The organism is Actinospongiicola halichondriae, assembly GCF_049103745.1.
GTDB lineage: Bacteria > Actinomycetota > Acidimicrobiia > Acidimicrobiales > Salinilacustritrichaceae > Salinilacustrithrix > Salinilacustrithrix halichondriae.
This window is the reverse complement of record NZ_CP171622.1, coordinates 3,947,171-3,967,209: the sequence shown is the minus strand read 5'-3', so window position 1 is coordinate 3,967,209 and position 20,039 is coordinate 3,947,171. Positions and strand designations below refer to the sequence as shown.

The 20,039-nt window shown below is 68.2% G+C and carries 17 protein-coding genes and 2 tRNA genes; 7 read left to right on the top strand and 12 right to left on the bottom strand.

What is annotated here, in order from left to right; all coding sequences use genetic code 11:
- Window positions 1-15: 15 nt before the first annotated feature.
- Window positions 16-642 carry a transglycosylase SLT domain-containing protein gene (locus tag AB8619_RS19655; protein ID WP_436794320.1) on the bottom strand — a complete coding sequence of 209 codons (627 nt, stop codon included), beginning with the start codon at window positions 640-642 and terminating at the stop codon, window positions 16-18.
- A gap of 380 nt (window positions 643-1,022) precedes the next feature.
- On the opposite strand from AB8619_RS19655, the gene AB8619_RS19650 reads away from it, so the two are divergent.
- The 3 genes from AB8619_RS19650 to AB8619_RS19640 all read left to right on the top strand — a co-directional run bounded on the left by AB8619_RS19650 (window position 1,023) and on the right by AB8619_RS19640 (window position 1,754).
- Window positions 1,023-1,114: transfer RNA gene (locus AB8619_RS19650), tRNA-Ser, on the top strand.
- A gap of 69 nt (window positions 1,115-1,183) precedes the next feature.
- Window positions 1,184-1,274, top strand: a tRNA-Ser gene (locus AB8619_RS19645).
- A 219-nt stretch (window positions 1,275-1,493) separates the two neighbouring features.
- Entirely contained in the window at window positions 1,494-1,754 is a 261-nt protein-coding gene (locus tag AB8619_RS19640; protein ID WP_436794319.1) for a hypothetical protein, read from the top strand.
- 16 nt (window positions 1,755-1,770) lie between these two features.
- On the opposite strand, the gene AB8619_RS19635 is transcribed toward AB8619_RS19640, so the two are convergent.
- From AB8619_RS19635 to AB8619_RS19615, 5 genes are read right to left on the bottom strand one after another with little or no spacing between them, the layout of a single operon-like run.
- Window positions 1,771-3,345 (bottom strand): alkaline phosphatase D family protein, encoded by a 1,575-nt coding sequence (locus tag AB8619_RS19635; protein WP_436794318.1) that lies wholly within the window; start codon window positions 3,343-3,345, stop codon window positions 1,771-1,773.
- Window positions 3,346-3,366: 21 nt separating this feature from the next.
- Window positions 3,367-4,866: a sulfatase family protein gene (locus AB8619_RS19630; protein WP_436794317.1), complete on the bottom strand. Its 1,500-nt coding sequence runs from the start codon at window positions 4,864-4,866 to the stop codon at window positions 3,367-3,369.
- Between the two features lie 36 nt (window positions 4,867-4,902).
- Window positions 4,903-6,489, bottom strand: coding sequence for a long-chain-fatty-acid--CoA ligase (locus AB8619_RS19625; protein WP_436794316.1), 1,587 nt, complete (start codon window positions 6,487-6,489; stop codon window positions 4,903-4,905).
- Between the two features lie 43 nt (window positions 6,490-6,532).
- Entirely contained in the window at window positions 6,533-7,936 is a 1,404-nt protein-coding gene (locus AB8619_RS19620) for a sensor histidine kinase (RefSeq protein WP_436794315.1), read from the bottom strand.
- Between the two features lie 3 nt (window positions 7,937-7,939).
- Window positions 7,940-8,662 carry a response regulator transcription factor gene (locus tag AB8619_RS19615; RefSeq protein ID WP_436796415.1) on the bottom strand — a complete coding sequence of 241 codons (723 nt, stop codon included), beginning with the start codon at window positions 8,660-8,662 and terminating at the stop codon, window positions 7,940-7,942.
- A gap of 157 nt (window positions 8,663-8,819) precedes the next feature.
- Between AB8619_RS19615 and AB8619_RS19610 the strand changes: the two genes are divergently transcribed.
- Both AB8619_RS19610 and AB8619_RS19605 read left to right on the top strand, forming a co-directional pair.
- Complete coding sequence (locus AB8619_RS19610) at window positions 8,820-11,033, top strand: MMPL family transporter (protein WP_436794314.1); 2,214 nt, start codon at window positions 8,820-8,822, stop codon at window positions 11,031-11,033.
- 136 nt (window positions 11,034-11,169) lie between these two features.
- On the top strand, window positions 11,170-12,033 hold the full coding sequence (locus AB8619_RS19605) for an acyl-CoA thioesterase (protein ID WP_436794313.1): 864 nt from the start codon (window positions 11,170-11,172) through the stop codon (window positions 12,031-12,033).
- 18 nt (window positions 12,034-12,051) lie between these two features.
- On the opposite strand, the gene AB8619_RS19600 is transcribed toward AB8619_RS19605, so the two are convergent.
- The 5 genes from AB8619_RS19600 to AB8619_RS19580 all read right to left on the bottom strand — a co-directional run bounded on the left by AB8619_RS19600 (window position 12,052) and on the right by AB8619_RS19580 (window position 16,291).
- Entirely contained in the window at window positions 12,052-12,735 is a 684-nt protein-coding gene (locus AB8619_RS19600; RefSeq protein ID WP_436794312.1) for a Dps family protein, read from the bottom strand.
- 87 nt (window positions 12,736-12,822) lie between these two features.
- Complete coding sequence (locus tag AB8619_RS19595) at window positions 12,823-13,527, bottom strand: MgtC/SapB family protein (RefSeq protein WP_436794311.1); 705 nt, start codon at window positions 13,525-13,527, stop codon at window positions 12,823-12,825.
- A 16-nt stretch (window positions 13,528-13,543) separates the two neighbouring features.
- Entirely contained in the window at window positions 13,544-13,804 is a 261-nt protein-coding gene (locus tag AB8619_RS19590; protein WP_436794310.1) for a DUF7218 family protein, read from the bottom strand.
- A gap of 2 nt (window positions 13,805-13,806) precedes the next feature.
- Window positions 13,807-14,328 carry a type 1 glutamine amidotransferase domain-containing protein gene (locus tag AB8619_RS19585; RefSeq protein ID WP_436794309.1) on the bottom strand — a complete coding sequence of 174 codons (522 nt, stop codon included), beginning with the start codon at window positions 14,326-14,328 and terminating at the stop codon, window positions 13,807-13,809.
- Between the two features lie 379 nt (window positions 14,329-14,707).
- Window positions 14,708-16,291: a sulfatase gene (locus tag AB8619_RS19580; protein ID WP_436794308.1), complete on the bottom strand. Its 1,584-nt coding sequence runs from the start codon at window positions 16,289-16,291 to the stop codon at window positions 14,708-14,710.
- 61 nt (window positions 16,292-16,352) lie between these two features.
- Between AB8619_RS19580 and AB8619_RS19575 the strand changes: the two genes are divergently transcribed.
- The gene (locus AB8619_RS19575; RefSeq protein WP_436794307.1) at window positions 16,353-17,180 is read left to right on the top strand and encodes an SDR family NAD(P)-dependent oxidoreductase; all 828 of its coding nucleotides are present in this window, start codon (window positions 16,353-16,355) and stop codon (window positions 17,178-17,180) included.
- Here the strand turns inward: AB8619_RS19575 and AB8619_RS19570 are convergent, their stop codons facing one another.
- Complete coding sequence (locus AB8619_RS19570) at window positions 17,181-18,758, bottom strand: NAD(P)/FAD-dependent oxidoreductase (protein WP_436794306.1); 1,578 nt, start codon at window positions 18,756-18,758, stop codon at window positions 17,181-17,183.
- Window positions 18,759-18,797: 39 nt separating this feature from the next.
- On the opposite strand from AB8619_RS19570, the gene AB8619_RS19565 reads away from it, so the two are divergent.
- Window positions 18,798-20,018, top strand: a complete 1,221-nt coding sequence (locus tag AB8619_RS19565; protein ID WP_436794305.1) for an acetyl-CoA C-acetyltransferase — start codon at window positions 18,798-18,800, stop codon at window positions 20,016-20,018.
- Window positions 20,019-20,039: the final 21 nt, after the last annotated feature.

The window sequence follows — 20,039 nt, the reverse complement described above, 5'->3', positions numbered from 1 at the left end:
GTGCGTTGCGGGGTGTCAGGCGCAGGCCCACGGTCCCCAGCCCTGCTGGCTGTAGAGCCAGTGGGCGAACCGGGTGTTCATCTCGGCGTCGTAGCGGGCCGACCACGGGGCACCCGTGACCGACTGGAAGTGACCGCTGTGGACGTTGTTGATCTGGAACAGGCCGTGGTTGCCGCCACCGGGGCTCATGGCGCCGGGGTTGAGACCCGACTCACAGCGAGCGACGGCGAGCGCCTTCTGGGTCTGTGACCCGAAGTAGCGAGCGATGATGTCCTGGACGGAACCGGGCGCCGCGGCGGGCACGACCGCGGCAGCGGCCTTCGCCTCGGCGGCCTCGGCGGCAGCGGCCGCTTCTGCGGCGGCAGCCTCGGCCTTCGCTCGCTCGATGCCGGCGAAGTAGGCGTCCATCTCCTCGGCGGTGGGGCCGGGAGCGGGGCGGAAGGCGTCGACGTCGTCCATCGACGGTGCGGGCGCCTCGACGAGGGGGACGGTGATGGCGGCACCGAAGACGCTCGCTGCGACCACCTCCTCGTTGTCTCCGCCCTCGGGGGCGTCGGTGGCTCCTGCGCCGACGGTCGCGGTGACCGCCAGGAGGAGTGCGAGGCCGAGACCGGCCAGTGCGGGGATCAGTTTGTTGCGCATTGTGGTGCGTGTCCTTTCCACCAGACGCGACGAAGCCGCTGAGCCGGTGTTGGGGAGAAAGCAACGCGTCGGAGGGGATGGAGACGCAGGTGGTGGAGCCAGCCGGGGGGAGTGCCGAATCCGGACCCGATCGCACACTGCACATCCCTCAGTGGGGGATGCCGCGAAGTGCGCGACCGTCGCTATTCATCTGGTGTGATGTGACAAAGCCTGGACGGTTCGTAAACCAAACGCAACATTCGAGCTTGTGATATTCGTCACGAACGCTTGCTGCAGTTGCACATACCGCATGACGGATGATGCGTGGTGGATGGTCGCGGGGCCTTCGCGAACTGGGCTGCCGACTGTCGGGAGGCGCCCGCTAGGCTCGCCGATCGCACGGAGAGATGACCGAGTCAGGCCGATGGTGCTTCCCTGCTAAGGAAGTGAGGGCGCAAGTCCTCCGAGGGTTCAAATCCCTCTCTCTCCGCCAGTCCAGACGGGTTGGCCGGCTTCGAGTTCGCTCCCGAGCGAGTTCGACCGGCCGGCCCGGATGGCCGCTGGAGGGATGCCAGAGCGGACGAATGGAACGGTCTTGAAAACCGTCGAGCCCCTCGCGGGTTCCGTGGGTTCGAATCCCACTCCCTCCGCCACCGTCCCTCCGGGACGGCGGACCCGGCCTCGCTTCTGGGAATCGCGGGCGGCGGTTGTCGCTCCGACACTGCACTCCGGGCACCACCATCGGGCGACACCTCCGTGCGAATGCCGGAACGGTGGACAAGCACCGTCGATTCCGTCAGCATCGCCAGCAGTGCGGCGTCGGCTCGGCGCCGGTCACGGCCGCACGAGTCCTGAACGGCAGGGGGATGAACATGCGTCGGACCGGAACCTGGCTCCTCGTGGGCGGTGGCGTCCTGTGCGCGCTGACGCTGTCGGTCGCCGCGATGACCGCCGGCTCCTCCTCCGAGTTCGAGGTGATCAACACCACCCCGTACCTGATCTGGGCTGGCGTCGGCGCGGTCCTGTTGATCCTCGGCGGGGTGTTCTTCGCCGCGAGCGAGGTGATCCGTGTCCTCGACCCGACCGAGCCGGCACCCGAGATGGCCGACGCTGGTCGCAGCCACTGGAGCTAGCGCTGCGGCGGGCGGGCTACGCCTCGGTCGCCACCCGCTGGCCGTGTTCGACGGTCCACACGGGACCGGCGTCGACCGCAGACGCCGGATCCCAGACGTCGACGACATGGCGGAACTCGGTGGTCCAGCGCTCCGGCGTGACCTCGCAGACCAGGTAGCCGTTGCCGGCCTCGGCATAGCGGACCTGCGGGTTGCCCGCCGTCGGCGCGTCGAAGGGCAACGACGAGATCCCGGTGACCAGGAACTCCGGCGCCACGTCGACGCCCGAGGCGTCCCTGGCGTCGAGCACGAAGCTGGCGTGGAAGTCGCCGGTCAGCACGATCGGTGACTCGACGTCGGCCAGCAACGCGAGCAGCCGATCGCGCTCGGCGACGTAGCCGTCCCACGACTCGAGGTAGTACTCGGGTTCGCCCTCGCCGGCGTTGGCGTCGAACCCCGACAACATGACCGGGTTGCCCAGCACCGACCAACGCGCCGTGCTCGCTCCGAGTCGGTCGGCGAGCCAGGCGAACTGCTCTGCGCCGAGCAGCGTCCGGTCCGGGTCCAGTCGCTCCTCGCACCCAGGGCCCCGGTCACCCGACGAGGTCTCACGACACGGGGTCGGGTCGGCGTACTGGCGCGAGTCGAGGGTGGCCAGGTCGACGAGGTCGCCGTAGCGGTAGGCCCGGTAGACGGGGTACGTCTCCCCGTCGGTGATGTCGGCGGGTGCGGGCAGGCGGACCGGCATGTGCTCGTACCAGACCTGGTACGCCGCGGCCCTCGCGGCGCGGAGGTCGTCAGGATCGGGATCGGTGTACGACGTGTCGCCGGTGTAGTTGTCGGTGACCTCGTGGTCGTCCCACATCACGATCCACGGGGCCATGGCGTGGGCAGCCTGGAGCGCCGGGTCCTCACGCACCTGGGCGTAGCGGATGCGGAAGTCGTCGACGCTGACCGCGGTGTCGACCCGCCACATCCGACTGCCGTCCTGTTCGGGTGACACGTCGAAGGGCGGCAACTCGTAGACGTAGTCGCCCATGAAGAGCACGGCGTCGAAGTCACCGTCGGCGGCGGCGTGGGCCCAGGCGCCATAGCGACCGAACTGCAGGTCCTGGCACGTGGCGACGGCGAACCGGAACCGGCCGGGCGAGGCGTCGTCGGCCGGGAACGTCCGGGTGACGCCGACCGGGCTGGTGTGGCCACCGGCGGTGAATCGGTAGTGGTACTCGGTGTCGGGGTCGAGACCGTCGGCGTCGACGTGCACGGAGTGCCCGAGGGCTGCGAGCGCCGTCGCGGACCCCTCGGCCGCGATGGACTCGAAGGCGGCGTCGGTGGCGACCTGCCAGGCGACCGGCACGTCGTCGGTCGGCATGGCTCCGTCGGCTTCGGTGGCGTCCATCACCAGCCGCGTCCAGAGGATCACCCCGCCCGGGAGCGGATCACCCGACGCGACGCCGAGCGTGAACGGGTCGGAGGCCAGCGAGGGGCCGGCCTCGGTCGTCGTCGTGGACGACGACGCTCTCGCGCCACTGTCATCGTCGTCGGACGAGCACGCCCCCACCGCTGCGGTCGCGATCGTGGCGAGCAGGAACTGACGACGATCGAGGGCCATGCGCCGAGCCTACGACTGCGTTCAGAAGCCCGACCGGGGAAGTTCGCCCGACGCCTCTCGGGGATGGCGGGCGAGGAGGGTGTCGGCCCACGCCCCTCGGCCCGTGGACCGGAGTCGGTCCGCGTACTCGAGCAGGCGGCCACGGACGTGCCACGGCCCGCCCTCGTCGAGGACGGTGTCGAGGGGATCGATGCCGGTCGAGGACGACGCGAGGCAGTCGTCACGCCACGACGCCAACAGATCGTCGAGCGCACGGCACTGCGCCGGATCGGCATCGGCCAGGTCGTGTTGCTCGTGCGGGTCGGTCGAGAGGTCGAAGAGCATCTGGTCGGCGAACCCGTGGAACCCGTCGTGGAACGTCCGCAGGTAGAGGTGGTCGGTGGTGCGGACCCCGCGCTGCGCCGTCCACGCCCCGTGCGACAGCACCAGGTGCTCCCGGCCGGTCGGCGCGTCTCCGGCGCGCAGCGCGTCGGCGAACGACTCGCCGTCCCATCCCGGCGCCACACGACCACCGGCCAACTCGACGACCGACGCGGCGACGTCGAGTTGGTAGTGCAGGCCGCCGGCGACGCGACCGCCCTCGGCACCAGCGACGCCGGGCCAGTGCAGGATCATCGGAAGGTGGCTGGTGTGCTCGTCGGCGAAGTGGTGGTCGCAGTACGTGCCCAGTTCGCCGAGGGTCTCGCCGTGATCGGCCGAGATCATGACCGCGGTGTCGTCGAGGACGCCCGCGTCGGCGAGCGCGTTGAGCCACCGGCCGACGTGGTCGTCGGCGTAGCGGATGCCGGTGTCGTAGCCGTCGAACATCCGACGGACCTGTGACAGGTCGGTCGCCTCCAACGGCTGGCGTGGGAACCGGTCGTGGCCCCGACCGCCGCCGAACCCGATCATCTCCTGGGCAGAATGCGGACCCGGCAGGTCCCAGTGCTCGGCACGGACCTCCTCGGTGAGCCAGGACGGAATCGGCTCGTCGGCGAACGGGTCGCCGTACTCGGCCGGCGACCGATAGGGCGTGTGGGGGTCCCACACGTGGACATGGCAGAACCAGTCGTCCTCACGGGCATGGCGGTCGGCCCACGACAGGAACTCGGTCGAAACCTGGTCGGCGGTCTCGAGACCTCCGAGGCCGACGTTGATGTTCTCGCTGAACCCCGCCAGCCAGTGATAGGCGGCGTGCCGCTCGGCGAAGGTCGAGATGGTCGTCGTGCGGATCCCCGCATTGCGCAGCTGACGTGCCCACGACGTCATCGCCAGCTTCGACCAGAACCCACGTGATACGCCCTCGCGGAACGGCTCGGCCGCCGAACCGCCGTGGCCGACGACCCCGTTGTGGATGCCGAACTGACCGGAGATCAACGCCGAGCGCGACGGCAGACACGGGGTGTCCGACGCGTAGACCCCGTCGAAGCGCACCCCACGAGCCGCCACCGCGTCGATGTTGGGCGACGTGTCGCGGTGGTACCCGTAGCAGCCCAGGTGGTCTGGGCGGAGGGTGTCGATGTCGATGTACAGCAGCCGCACGGCCGCGTCCCCCTGTTGGTGCCGTCGCGCGGAACGTCAGTTGACGGCGCGGTCCTGCCCATCCCAGTACGGCGCGCGCAGGTCCTTCTTGAGGACCTTCATCGCACCGGACAACGGGAGCGGCTCGGTCCGGAACTCGACCGACTTCGGGACCTTGTAGCCGGCGATCTCGCCGCGCGCCTGCTCCTGGATCTCCTCCTCGGTCGCCGTCGCCCCGTCGTGCAACACGACCACGGCATGGACCTGTTCGCCCCACGTGTCGTGCGGGATCCCGATGACCGCGACCTGGGCCACCGCCGGGTGGCGCGAGATCGCCGACTCGACCTCGGCCGAGTACACGTTCTCGCCACCGGTGACGATCATGTCCTTCACCCGGTCGACGAGGAAGAGGTAGCCGCCCTCGTCGAGATAGCCGGCGTCACCGGTGTGATACCAGCCGTCGCGGAACGCCTCGTCGGTGGCGTCGGGCTTGTTCCAGTACTCCCGCATGAAGTTGCCGGCCCGTGCGCAGACCTCGCCGGTCTCGCCCCGGGGGAGGATGTTGCCCGACTCGTCCTGGATGCTCAGACGGACGCCGGCAACGGGCTTGCCCGCCGACCGCAGGCGCGGTCCGCCGGCGCGGTGGTCGCCGGGATCGAGCCAGGTCAGCAGCGACGAGCACTCGGTCATGCCGTAACCCTGCGAGATGTCGAGATCGGGGTACAGCGCGATGAGGCGGTCGAGCAGCGCCGCCGGCATCGGCGACGCGCCGTAGGTCAGCTGCGTGAGGGACGACAGCTTCTCGGGCGCGAAGTCGGGATGGTCGAGCGCCATCGCGATCATCGTCGGGACCATCATCGTCTGGGTCACCGAGTGCTCCTCGATGAGCGCGAGCGCCCCGCCCGGATCGAACATCGGTTGGTACACGGTCGTCCCGCCGCTGGCCGGCGTGCCCATGATCCCGCCCATCGATGCGGCGTGGAACATGGGTGTCTGGTGCAGGTAGACGCTCGAGTCGTCGAACGAGATCACCATGGCGATGTGGTAGAGGTTCAGCATCTCGGCCCGGTGCTCGACCAGCACGCCCTTGGGCAGTCCCGTGGTCCCGCCCGTGTACATGAGCACGGCGGGATCGTCCTCGTCGGGCTCCGGCGGTTCGACCGGTTCGGCGGCAGCCAGCACGTCGTCGTAGCGGAGATCGTGGGGCACCTCGGCGCCGCCCATGATCGCCGGATCACCGATCAGCACCACGTGCTTGACCGGGCTCGGTTCGCCGGAGCTCGCCAACGCCTGGGCCAGGTGGCCGGCGAAGAGGGGGTCGACGAACACGACCTCGGTGCCCGAGTCGCGCAGGATGTAGTCGAGCTCCTTGCCGGCGAGACGGAGGTTCAGCGGGTTGATCACACCGCCACCCAGGAACGCGGCGTGGTAGAGCTCGAGGAACTCGTGGCAGTTCGCCGACATCACGGCGAAGCGGTCGCCGGGCTCGATGCCCAGCTGGTTGCGCAGCGCATGCACCAGGCGGAACACCCGGTCGCCGTGCTCTCGGTAGGTGAACCGCCGCTCGCCGTCGATGAATCCCACCTTGTCGGGGTAGTCGGCGATCGCCGGGAGGAGCATGCGGTGGTACACGAGTTCCTTCATGGCGCCAATCTACGGTTCGCATCCATGTCGACGGGCCGCGACTTCACGGCTCGGGAACGCCGCCCCGGATCGGTAGCCATACCGAGAAGGTCGCCCCTTGGCCCGGAGCCGTCTCCAGTTCGATAGTGCCACCGTGCGCCTCGACGATCGACTCGATGATCGACAGCCCCAGCCCACTCCCGCCTGTCCGGCGGTTTCTCGTCTCGTCGGCCCGCCAGAACCGGTCGAACACGCGCGCAGCCTGATCGTCGTCGAGTCCCGGCCCTTCGTCCCGCACGACGAGCGTCACGACGCCTCCGTCCTGCATCAACTGCACCTCGACCCTGGTCCCCGGCGCATGCGCTCGGGTGTTGGCCAGGAGGTTGGTGACGACCTGACGCAGCCGCCCCTCGTCACCGAGCAACGACACGGACTGATCCGGCAGCGCGAGAGCCAGGTCACGCTCCGGTTCGATCGCCTTGGCATCGGCGACGGCGTCGGAGACAACGCGGGTGAGATCGACCTCCTCGCGCTGGATCTCGCGACCCTGGTCGAGGCGCGCCAACAGGAGGAGGTCCTCCACGAGCCCACCGGTCCGGATCGCCTCGGACTGGATGCGGGTCATCGCTCGGCCGACTGCGTGCTCGTCGGTCGCCGCACCGGTCAGGTACAACTCCGAGTATCCGCGGATCGACGACAACGGTGTCCGCAACTCATGCGATGCATCAGCGACGAACTGACGCAGTCGCCGCTCCGAGGTCTCCTTCTCGGCGAACGCGTCCTCGATCTGGTGGAGCATGTCATTGAGCGCTCCACTGAGGCGCAGGACCTCGGGATCGTGCGACGACGTGTCGATTCGGTGGGAGAGGTCGCCATCACCGATCGCTGCGGCGGTGTCGATCATGTCGTCGATGGGACTGATCGCTCGCCGGATCACGATCGTCGTCACCACGCCGATGGCGGCGACGGCGAACCCTGCGGCCACCATCAGCGCGACCGTCACCCGGCCCATCGTGTCGTGGACCTCGTCGAGCGGCGATGCGATGACGAGAACCGAGTCGCCGACCTCGACCGCCACGACCCGGTACTCCACGGAGTCGTCGACCGCGGGGAGTTGGATCGTCCGCCCTTCCCGCTCCTGCAGACCGGTGATGCCCACACGACCGATGTCGGGAAGCGCGTCGCCCTCTCCGGTCCCACTCGACACGCTCGCAACGAGATCCCCACTCGGACCGAACACCAGCAACGCGCTCTCGCGATCGGGCTGCATGGCCACGGTCTCGACGAGTCCCAGCGCGTCGATCGGGTCGTCGAGGCGACCGAGCGTCTCCGCTCCCGTCTCGAGTTGGTCGTCGATCTGGTCCACCAACTCCGACCGCACGGTGACCAGGATGCCGACGCCGCAGGTCACCATCACGATGAAGACCGTGAGCAGGATCCCGAGTTGGATTCTCCGAGCTGTCGACATCGGTCAGTCCGAGTCGCGCAACGTGTAGCCGACGCCGCGCACGGTCCGGATGAGCCTCGGCTCGTGGGCATCGACCTTCGCTCGGAGGTACGAGATGTAGGTCTCCACCACGCTGGCGTTTCCATCGTAGTCGTACTGCCAGACGTGGTCGAGGATCTGCGCCTTCGACAACACGCGGTCTGCGTTCAACAACAGGTACCGCAGCAGCCGGAACTCGGTTGGTGAGAGATCGATCGCGTCCCCGTGTCGAGTCACACGATGTGCGTCTTCGTCCATCACGAGATCCGCATACTCGTGGAGGTTCGTCGCCACGTCGCCGGACCCGGTTCGCCGCAGAACGGCATGCACCCGGGCCACCATCTCCTCGAGACCGAACGGCTTCGTCACATAGTCGTCGCCGCCCTTGAGGAATCCGGCGACGCGGTCGTCAGGAGCATCGCGGGCGGTCAAGAAGATCACCGGCGTGTTGTCGCCGTCGGCTCGCATGCGTCGACAGACCTCGAAGCCGTCCGGACTCGGCATCATGACGTCGAGAACCACCAGATCGGGGCCGAAGTCACCGATCGAACGGAGCGCGTCGTTGCCGTTGTGGGCGATTGCGGTCTCGAATCCGACGAACCGCAGCGCGGTTCCCAACAGGTCGGTGATGTAGTCCTCGTCATCGACGATGAGGATCTTCCGGCCCTCTCCTCGGGGAGTGTTGTCGAGTCGCGGGCCGGTGGACATCGTCCCAGTGAACCGCATGATCCTTGGAGTTCGCTCAGAGAACGCTGCGAACGGGCGCCGGAGCGGTCGGCGCGGTCTCCACGGCTGTTCCAAGGGTTCTCTGAGGATCGGCGCATTTGATGGGCACACCCCCACCACCCCGAGAAGGAACACCGACATGGCAACACTGCTCTATCGACTCGGACACTTCAGCGTCCGCAACCGCAGGAAGGTCCTCGGCGCATGGCTGATCGGCCTTGTCCTGCTGGGTGTCATCGCCCAGGCCGCCGGCGGCGAGACCTCGACCGAGTTCTCGATTCCTGGCACCGAATCGCAGGAAGCCATCGACCTGCTGACCGAACGCTTCCCCGCGCAGTCCGGCGACAGCGCTCGCGTCGTCTTCGCATCCACAGACGGAGCCGCGCTCGACCCTGCGCAGCTCTCCGCCTTCAGCACCGAACTCGCAGACCTCCCCGAAGCCGTCGGCGCCTCCGACCCCTCGACCACCGGAGCGATCTCGCCCGATGGAGACATCGCGTTCTCGACCGTGCAGTACGCGGTCGACGCGATCTCGGTCTCCGAGGAGGCCTACGAGTCGCTCATCATGCTCGCCGAAGGCTTCGAGACCGAAGGCATCCAAGTCGAGCTCGGCGGCGGTGTCGTCTCGGCGCACTCGCAAGCCGAACCGGCTTCGTCCGAGCTCATCGGCCTCGCCGTGGCCGTGGTCGTCCTCCTGTTCGCGTTCGGCTCGGTCATCGCGATGGGACTCCCGCTCATCACCGCGCTGATCGGCCTCGGAATCGGGCTCATGGGCATCACGCTCCTGTCGGCGTTCGTCGACCTTTCGGAGACCGCCCCCGTGCTCGCCACGATGATCGGCCTGGCGGTCGGTATCGACTACGCCCTCTTCATCGTCACCCGCCATCGCCAGAACCTGGCCGACGGCCTCGACGTCGAGGAATCGGCGGCACGTGCCAACGCGACGGCCGGCGGCGCCGTGGTGTTCGCCGGAATGACCGTCGTGATCGCCATCGGCGGTCTCGCCGTGGTCGGGATCCCGTTCCTGACGGTGATGGGTCTCGCTGCCGCCGCCACCGTCTTCATCGCCGTGCTCGTGGCCATCAGCCTCCTCCCCGCCCTGCTCGGCTTCGCCGGTCACAACATCGACAAGGTCACCCTTCCCGGCATGAAGGCCAGGACGTCGAGCGCCGGCGAGAAGACCCTCGGGACCAAGTGGGCCGAGAAGGTCACCGAGCACCCTGTCATCTCGCTCGTCGGCGGACTGTTGGTCATGCTCCTGCTCGCTGTCCCCACGCTCAGCCTCCGCCTCGGTTCTCCCGACGACGGAACGCAGCCAGAGGGCAACACAATGCGCGAGGCGTATGACCTGCTGGCCGAGGGCTTCGGCCCCGGTTTCAACGGTCCACTGACCGTTGTCGTCGACCTGACCGCCGCCGGGGATCGAGCTGAGGCCGCAACCGCAGTGGCCACAGCGATCGAAGCCGATCCCGGTATCGACAGCGTCAGCCCGGCCAGCCTCAACGAGGCCGGTGACACCGCTGTCATCTCGGCCATCCCCACGTCCGGCCCCGCCGACAAGGCCACCGAGGACACGGTTCACCGTCTCCGCGGCGATGGACTCCAGGACGTCGAGGCCGAGACCGGTGCCGCTGTCGCCCTCACGGGATCGACGGCGTCCAACATCGACATCAGCGACAAGATGCTGTCGGCATTGCCCGTGTTCATGATCCTCGTGGTCGATCTCACGCTGATCCTGCTGATGGTCGTGTTCCGCTCGATCGTCGTGCCCATCAAGGCCGCCATCGCGATCCTGCTCTCGATCGCCTCGAGCTTCGGCGTCCTGGTCGCCGTGTTCCAATGGGGCTGGCTCAAGGACCTGATCGGCTTGGAGACGACAGTGCCGATCATCAGCTTCCTTCCCTTGCTGATGTTCGCCATCCTCTTCGGGCTCTCGATGGACTACGAGGTCTTCATCATGACCCGCATCCGCGAGGAGTACGCCAAGACAGGCAAGGCCCGCGAGAGCGTCCTCACCGGTCTCGGGGCATCAGCCCGGGTCATCTCCGCTGCCGCCATCATCATGGTCAGCGTCTTCGGGAGCTTCGTCCTCGGCGACGACCCGACCATCAAGATGTTCGGCATCGGCCTGTCGGCGGCGGTGCTGCTCGACGCAACCGTCGTCCGCATGGTCATCGTGCCGGCGGTGATGACGCTCTTCGGTGACCGGGCCTGGTGGTACCCGACCTGGCTCGACCGGATCACCCCCAACGTCGACGTCGAGGGCGAGCAGTTGATGCACAGCCTCGAGGCCACTGAGGACGACGGCGACGAGAGCACTGACGACGACAACCGGATCCTGGTCGGCGTCTGAGACCCACGGGCATCCCGCCCGCCCGTGGTAGGGCGAAGTCGAGGCCAGCGACGCAGTGCGTCGCTGGCGTTGGCGATCGCGACGCGGGGGCCTCGACGCTTCCTCGACATCGACCTCGCCTCGCTAGCTTGCCCGGATGCAGGTCGACGAGCAGTTCCTGGGTCTGACGCGCGAGGGCGAGAGCGGGCGGTTCGACTTCACGGTCGAGAACCACCTGGCTCGCCTCGACGGCAAGCTCTATGGCGGTACCGCGATCGCAGTGTCGATCACCGCTGCGGAACGGGTGACCGATCGATCGGCGCTGTGGATGACGACGCAGTTCGTCTCGACGGTCGGCCTCGGCACCGAGGTGCAGGTCGACGCCGAGATCCTGGCTCCCGGTCGTCGCACCAACCAGGTGCGGGTCACCGGGACGAGCCCGACGGGCGAGGTCGTCTTCGCCTCGTTGGGAGCCACCGGCCACCACCGTGAGGGCGGCCTCGACGGCACCTTCGAGGCGGCGCCGAAGGTCGCTCCGCCCGACGAGTCCCGTCGCTGGGACACGCCCTTCGCGGCGTTCGCAGAGATCATGCCCGACATCCCGCTGCCGCCGATCCCACGGGACACCGGGTTCAGCGCCGTGGTCGAGATGCGCAGCGCCGAGGTGATCGAGCACCCCGACCCCGGACCCGGTCGTCTCTGCATCTGGGTGCGGCGGCGCGACGGTGGCCCGATCACGCCGGCGATCGCCGCCTACATGGCCGACATGGTCCCCATGTCGGTGGCCCACGCCTGCGGCACGATCGCGGGAGGCACGAGCCTCGACAACACGATCCGCATCGGGACGTTCGTCGAGACCGACTGGATCCTCATCGACCTGCGTCCGCACCTGGCCGTGGGTGACTACGGCCATGGTGCGGCGCACGTCTGGAGCCGTGACGGTCACCTCATGGCGACCGCCAGCCAGACCGCCTCGATGATGCGGTTCGATCCGACGAATGCTCCGTGGATGAAGAAGTGACGTCGGTGGGGTTCTCAGTCAGCTGATCTGGCCCTCGCCCTTGGCGTTGGCGCCGGTGGAGGCCATCTCGCGGTAGTGCTCGCCGACCTCGTCGGAGACGTCGCCGGCCTTGTCGGCGGCTGCGACCTCGTCGTCGGTGGGTGCACGGTCGGCGTCACCGAAGCGGTGCCGGTCCTCGTCGGGCTGGGTGCCACGGAGGAACGAGCGGACGAACCACTGCTGCATCTCGAGCGTGGCCGTCTCGTCGACGAGGATGCCCTCGCTCACCGGGTCGAAGTTGGCACCGTGGACGATGGCCCGACGATGGTCGAGGACGATGCCGTCGTAGACCACGTCGAGCTGGCGGAGGTGCTCCTGCGTCGACGCCTGGCCGAGGGAGTAGTCGTTCCAGGTGCGGGACTCGACGAGGGCACCGGGAAGACCGTTCGGGACGCCGCCGAGGGTGCGGATCCGTTCCGCGAGTTCGTCGACGATGTCGCGGACCTCGACGACGAAGGTGTCGAGCATCTCGTGGACAGCGATGAAGTTGGGGCCCACGACGTTCCAGTGCACGTGCTTGAGGGTGAGCTCGAGGTCGATCATCGAGGTCAGTCGCTGCGCCAGGAGATCGATCATCTTCTCGGCGTGGCTGGAGTCGATCCCGGACACCGTGCGGAGCGGTCGGTCCTGGGCGGTGGTGGTGTCCTGGTTCATCGTGGACATGTCCTTCCATGGTCGGGGGTGCTGGAGGCCCTCTCTGTACCCGCCGACGTCCGGATCCATGCGTCTCGGCTCGGCGCATCGGCGCTCTCAGCCGTCCGCAGGCGCCTCGAGGAAGCGCACGTCGTCGATCTCATGACGGCGAACCAGCGGAGCGACGATCTGCTCCGGAGTCCGGCCGGGATCGGCGTCGACGCGCACGCGGAACCGCAGCCGGCCGTCGTGCTTCTCCGTCGACACCACCTCGACGCGGGCGCCTTCGAGCTGGCCGAGCCACGTGTCGAAGCCCGCAGGGTCCGCTCCCGAGACCAGGCGAACCGATGCGGTCCGCACCTGTCGGGTGAAGCGGCGGCGGATCCAGTCCCGAGGGATCCGCAGGACCGCGAGGACCACCACGAGCAGCGCGGCGGAGAACATCGCGATGCCTCCGTCGCCCACGCCGGCAGCGAGACCCACGGCAGCGGTGGCCCAGAGCGTTGCGGCGGTCGTGAGGTTCTGGACGTCGCCGCCGCGACGGAAGATGACGCCCGCCCCCAGGAAGCCGATCCCGACGACGACCTGCGACGCCACGCGGGTGACGTCGACCTGGACGTTGGTGTCGGCCGACGCGGCCTCGAACTCCGAGAACCCGAGCGTGGAGATCACTCCGAAGAGGGATGCGCCGAGCGCAACCGCCAGATGGGTCCGCAGACCGGCCGGCTGGTCGTCGATCTCGCGCTGGAGCCCGATCGCTGCGCCGAGCGCGACCGCGAGGGCGACCCGCACGACCATCTCGCTCGTGAGTCCGAGATCCATCGACGCGCCCGTTCCCTCAGTGGTTCCGGAGCGCGTCGATCAACTGGTCCTTCGTCATGTCCGAACGACCCTCGATGTCGAGTTCCCGGGCACGGTCGTAGAGCTCGTCCTTGGTCCACTCGTCGTACGGCGACGCCTCGCCGCCGCGCTTGGCCGCAGTGGAGCGGTCGGTGTTGGCGATGCGCGCCGCCTTCTCCTTGCTGGCGCCTTCGCGACGGAGCGCCTCGTACTGCTCGTCGTCCTTGACGCTGGGGCCGGGGTCCTTCTGGCCGGGCATGATCAGCTCTCCTCCCCATCGATCGCACGGAGGAGTGCTTCGCAGAACGCCGGGAGATCGTCGGGGTTGCGACTGCTGATCAGGTTGCCGTCGACGACGACCTCCTCGTCCACCCATCGGGCACCGGCGTTCTGGAGATCGGTCTTGATCGACGGCCACGAGGTCAATCGCTTCCCGTCGACCAACTCGGCCTCGATCAGCAGAGAACCCGCGTGGCAGATCGCCGCGACCGGGACGTCGGAGAGCCCGATCTTGCGCACGAACCCGACGAGGTCGCCGTCGGTCCGGAGGTGGTCGGGGCTGTAGCCGCCGGGGACGACGAGGGCCTCGTAGTCCGACGGGTCGGCGTCGGTCGCCGCTCGGTCGGTCGTGGCCTGGACGTCGCCCTTCTTGCCCGTGAGTTCGGTGGCGGCCTCGACCCCGATGATGTCGACGTCGTGGCCGGCGTCGACGAGTGCGTCTCGGGGATGCGAGAACTCGACGTCCTCGAAGTCGGGTCCCAACACGATTGCGATGCGGGCCATGTGGCGCCTCCTGATGTCGTGGCGGTCGGCGGTCGCCGAGCACCTACCCCACCGGCGCCACCGTCATGCCCGACAGGACCCGACCCTTCCCCGCCCGCACCCAACGCGCCAATCGGCGCGTACGACCCGCCAGTGGTGCGCAACGTGCCGATCGGTACGTTCCACGACGTAAACGACACCCAACGTACCGATCGGTACGTTCCGAACACCCGTCCCGATGGCACCGGCTGCCGGACCCAGACCCGGTGCGCAACGTGCCGATCGGTACGTTCCACGACGTAAACGACACCCAACGTGCCGATCGGTACGTTCCGAACACCTGTCGCGAAGACGCGGCCTGATGGCACCGTCCCGATGGCACCGGGCGCCGGCCGCCGGCTCAGGTGAGGCCGAGGCGGGCGAGTTGCTCGTCGGGGGCGTCGAGGTCGACGAGCGCCGACCGCAACATCGCGACCAGGTCGTCGGCGGCGGACTCGTCGCGACGGTTCTCCTGCTCGTCGGGATCGACGTCGAGGTCGAAGAGGAAGTGCCGGTCGACCGCGTTGCCGCTCGCCACCCAGAACGGGAGCTTGTCGCCGGGCACGTAGGGCTGGCGGATGACCGGGATGTCGGAGCCCGGCATGGTGTCGAGCCAGGCGCGCTGGTCGGGCGCCGGCAGCCCTTCGAACCCGGGGATGTGGATCGGCATCGTCGACCACCGGTTCGACCACATCGAGATCGGGAAGTTCTCGCCGACAGCGCCACGAACGTACTTCCGTGTCCCGTCGGTGATCTGGACCCAGCCGCCGTAGTAGCCGCCGATCGCCCACTCGCGAATCTCGGTCGCCTCGCCCGTCAGCAGCGGCACCATCGACCGACCGTGGGTTCGGTGAGTCACCGAGGCGTCGAACACGTCGGCGATCGTGGCGAACAGGTCGACGTTGGTCGTCAGCGCGTCGCAGGTGCCGCCACCGTCGCGCCCCGGCCAGTGGATGAGCAGCGGCGTGTGGCCGAGGGGCTCGTACTGCGGCACCCCGGGCTTGCCCCAGATGTCGCGCCCTTCGCGTTCCTCGCCCAGGTAGTGGCCGTGATCGGTGCAGACGATCAGCGCCGTGTTCTCCCACAGACCCTGCTCGTCGAAGGCGTCGAGGACCTTCCCGAACCAGTGGTCGATCATCGACAGCTTCGAGCCGTAGTTGGCGCGGACGTGGCGACCCTCGGCCTCGGTCAACAAGCCCTTGCCGATCGCCCCGTCGGCGTAGGGCGGCCAGATGATCCACTCATCCTCCGGCGGCGAGTCCTCGTAGCGGCCGGCCCAGGGTGCGGGTGTGTCGAAGGGCTCGTGGGGGTCGAACTCGTCGACGAAGAGGAACCAGCGGTCGTGGTGTGGCGTCGCCTCGGTCAGGAAGCGGGCAGCCTCGGTCATGGTGCGGGGGCCGGGGTAGTCGGTCTCGTCGCGGAAGAAGGTGCGCGACCGGTCGTAGCCACGGTCCATCCCCTCGATCCCCATGATGCGGTTCATCCACCAGCCGCCGTCTCTGGCCGGCATCGCCGGCGTGCCCACCCAGGTGGGGTCGGGGTGCGTCCGCCACGGATCGCCTTCGTGGCCGCGCAGGTAGTCCCAGCCGTCGAAATCGGTGTGGTAGTTCTCGCCACCGGTCTCGAACAGATGTGGGTGGTCGGTGACCAGCGCGGTGGTCACCCCGCTGTGGCTGAGCACGCGCGTGATGGGCTGCTCCCACAGTTCGATCGACCCCCACGGCTTCCAGAGGAAGTCGAGCGCGCCACAGAGGATGTCGTGTCGTGCAGGCATGCACGGGAGCGAGCCGGTGACGTGGCGCGTGAAGCGCGTGGCCTGTTGCGCGGCGAACCGGTCGAGGTTCGGCGTCTCGAACTCGGTCCCCCCGTACGAGCCGAGCATGTGTCGGTTCAGGGAGTCGAGCAGGATGACGGCGACGTTCTCGGGCGCCCGGGAAGCTTCCATGCGCCCGTTGCTACCACCGATCCGAGCGCCACCGCCGCGACGATCGTGCCAGGGTGGACGCATGACCGAACGCGAACGCCACGTCCTCGTCACCGGCGCGAACTCGGGCATCGGACTCGCCACGGTCCTCGAGCTCGCCCGCCGCGACTTCCGGGTCACCGGCACCGTTCGGTCGAAGGCCAAGGCGAAGGTCGTGGCTGCCGCGGCCAGCGAAGCCGGGGTCGACGTGGAGACCGCGATCCTCGACGTGACCGACGCCGACGGTTGCGCGGCGCTGATGGCCGAGATGGGCGCGTTGCACGGGCTCGTCAACAACGCCGGCTACGGCATGACCGGCGCGGTCGAGGACGTGGCCGACGACGAGGTCCATCAGATCCTCGACACGATGGTGGTGGCGCCCATCCGACTGGCCCGGCTGGCGATCCCGGCCATGCGTGCCGCCGGCGGCGGACGCATCGTCAACATCTCGTCGATCTACGGCCGCACCACCACTCCGCTCACCGGTTGGTACCAGGGCACGAAGCATGCGCTCGAAGGCGTGTCGGATGCGCTGCGCATGGAGGTGGCCAAGGACGGGATCGACGTCGTGCTGGTCGAGCCCGGTGGCTTCAAGACCAACATCTGGGAAGACCTCGAGCGCGACATGGCCAAGCGCGAAGGGTCCGACTACACCGGCTCGTACGAACGGCTGGGCAGTCTGTTGTCGATGTGGTCCGGGCTCATGGGCGAGCCAAAGACCTGCGCCAAGGTCATCGCCAAGGCGCTGTCGACCTCGTCACCGCGGTCGCGCTACCTCGTCGGGGTCGACGCTCGGTTGATGTCCGTCGCCGCCGACATCACGCCGACCGCGATCAAGGACCGCGTGATGCGCCTCGCGCAGGGGCTGTAGCTACTCGGCTGCGCCGGGTGAACCGGGCTTGTTCGCCTCGATGACCTCGCGGCGGATCACCGGAGCGTCACGACCGGTGCCGTGCGAACCTGCGGGACGAGCGACCTCGGGGAGCGACGAACCGCCCTCGGCACCCGACTCCTCGTGGTACTCCTCCTCGACGTTGACTTCCCACACGTCGTGGGTGGAGCCGGTCATGATGTTCTCGACCGTCAACATCGCGGTGAACATCGAGTGGTCCTGGTTGTTGTACCGGAACATGCCGTTGCGGCCCACGGGGTGGACGTTGGCGGCGTCGGTCTCGAGCCAGGCGCGGAGCACGTCGACGTTCTTCGCGTAGCGGTCGTCGTAGATCGGGTACGCCTTGGCCTGACGGACGACGTAGCCCGCCTCGACCTGGCCCTTCTTGGCGAGTCCGAGCTGCTCGAGTTCCTGCTTCGCTCGCTCGATCAGCCACTCGTCGTCGGCGTTCCACTCCTCGTCGCCCTCCCAGACCGTGTACTCGAGGCCCAGGGTGTTCATCCCGTCCTTGACCATGTACGGCGACCACGAACCGAAGTTCTGGATGCGCATGGTCCGGACCTTGGGGTCGTGGATGTAGATCCAGTTGTCGTCGAAGTCGACGAGTGCCTCGGGCAGCGCCAGCGCCACGATGAGGTAGTCGCGGTAGCGGAGGTCGGCGGCGGCGGCCTCGACATGGTCGGGGACCGGCGGGTCCATCGCCTCGAGGAGATGCGACATCGGCATCGACGAGATGACGTCGGTGCAGGGGTACTCGGTGGTGGTCCCGTCGGCGTGCGTCGCGACGACGCTGGTCGCCCGACCGTCGGCGTGACGGATCTTGGTGACCGTGGTCTCCATCTCGACGGTGGATCCGTCGGCGACGACCTTGTCGCGGCAGACCTCCCACATCATCCCCGGCCCGTACTTGGGGTACTGGAACTCCTCGATCAGCGAGGTGATGTCCTTCTGGTTCCGCTTGGGCAGAAGCGCGTTGACGATGGCGTTGCCGAGCGAGAGCCCCTTGACCCGCTGCGCGGCCCAGTCGGACGGCATCTCGTGGACGGGGACGCCCCAGAGCTTCTCGGTGTAGGTCTTGAAGAACGTCTCGTAGAGGCGCTGGCCGAAGCGGGCGACGAGCCAACCCTCGTAGTTGGTCTGGTCCTTCGGCGGCCGGATCTTGGCCTTGGCGTACGAGGCGACGCAGAGCACGGCTTCGAGGACGCCCAGGTTCTTGAGGGCGTTGAAGGCCTTGAGCGGGTAGTCGAAGTACTTGCCGTCGTAGAAGATGCGGCTCTTGCGCGGCCGCATGAGGAAGTCCTCGTCCGGGAGGATCTCGTGCCACAGGTCCTCGACGGCCTGGACCTTCGTGAAGAAGCGGTGGCCGCCGATGTCGAAGCGCCACCCGTCGCGCTGCGCGGTGCGGGAGATGCCGCCGACCATGTCGTCGGCTTCGAGCACGGTCGACGGGACGCCGTACTTGTGGAGTTGGAACGCTGCCGTCAGCCCGGCGGGGCCTGCCCCGACGACGACGACCTGATGATCCGCAGCGGATGCGGGCGAATTGGTCTCGGACATGATGACGCGACGCTACCCAGAAGGTGTTACGAACTCACCATGGCTGACGCACTGATCATCGACGCTGTCCGTACCCCCCGGGGAATCGGCAAGCAAGGAAAGGGTGCGCTCGCGCATCTCCACCCCCAGCACCTGGGCCGCACGGTCCTCGAGGCGTTGGTCGACCGCAACGGGTTCGACACCTCTGACGTCGACGACGTCGTGTGGGGAACCAGCTCGCAGGTCAAGGAGCAGTCGGGCGATCTCGGCCGTATGGCCGCCCTCGACGCGGGCTACGACGTGCGCGCCAGCGGCGTCACGCTCGACCGTTTCTGTGGCTCGGGCATCACCGCCAACAACATCGCTGCCAACGCGATCATGGCCGGCATGGAGGACCTCGTCGTCGGTGGCGGAACCGAGATGATGTCGCTCCCCAAGAAGGGCCTCATGCCCATGGGTGCGGGCAACGCGCACCTCCAGGAGATCCACCCGCAGTCGCATCAGGGCGTGTGCGCCGACGCCATCGCCTCGATGGAGGGCATTCCCCGCGAGGCGCTCGACGCGCTGGCCGCCGAGTCGCAGAAGCGTGCCGCGACCGCGATCGCCGAGGGACGGTTCGACAAGAGCCTCATCCCCGTCCTGAACATGGACGGCTCGGTCGCCCTCGACCACGAGGAGTTCCCCCGGCCCAACACGACCGCCGAGTCGCTGGCACAGCTCCCTCCGAGCTTCCCGGCCATCGCCGACTACAGCCACGAAGGCGGACCGACCTTCCGCGAGCTCATCAACCAGAAGTACCCGGACCTCGTGATCGAGCACGTCCACCACGCCGGCAACTCGTCCGGTGTCGTCGACGGCGCCGCCGCGATCCTCTGGGCGAGCGAGGACTACGCCAAGGCCCACGGCCTGAAGGCCCGTGCCCGCGTCGTCGCCACGACCAACATGGGAGACGACCCCACGCTCATGCTGAACGCCCCGGTCCCCGCCGCCCACAAGGTGCTGGCCCGTGCCGGACTCACGGTCGACGACATCGACATCTGGGAGATCAACGAGGCGTTCGCCGTCGTCGCCGAGAAGTTCCAGCGCGACCTCGACCTCGACCGCAGCAAGGTGAACGTCAACGGTGGCGCCATGGCTCTCGGCCACCCCATCGGTGCCACCGGCGCCATCCTCATCGGCACCGTGCTCGACGAGCTCGAGCGCACCGACGGCCAGTTCGGGCTCATCACGATGTGCGCCGGCGGCGGCATGGCCCCCGCCATCATCATCGAGCGCGTCTGACACCCCGCAACCCCAGACCGT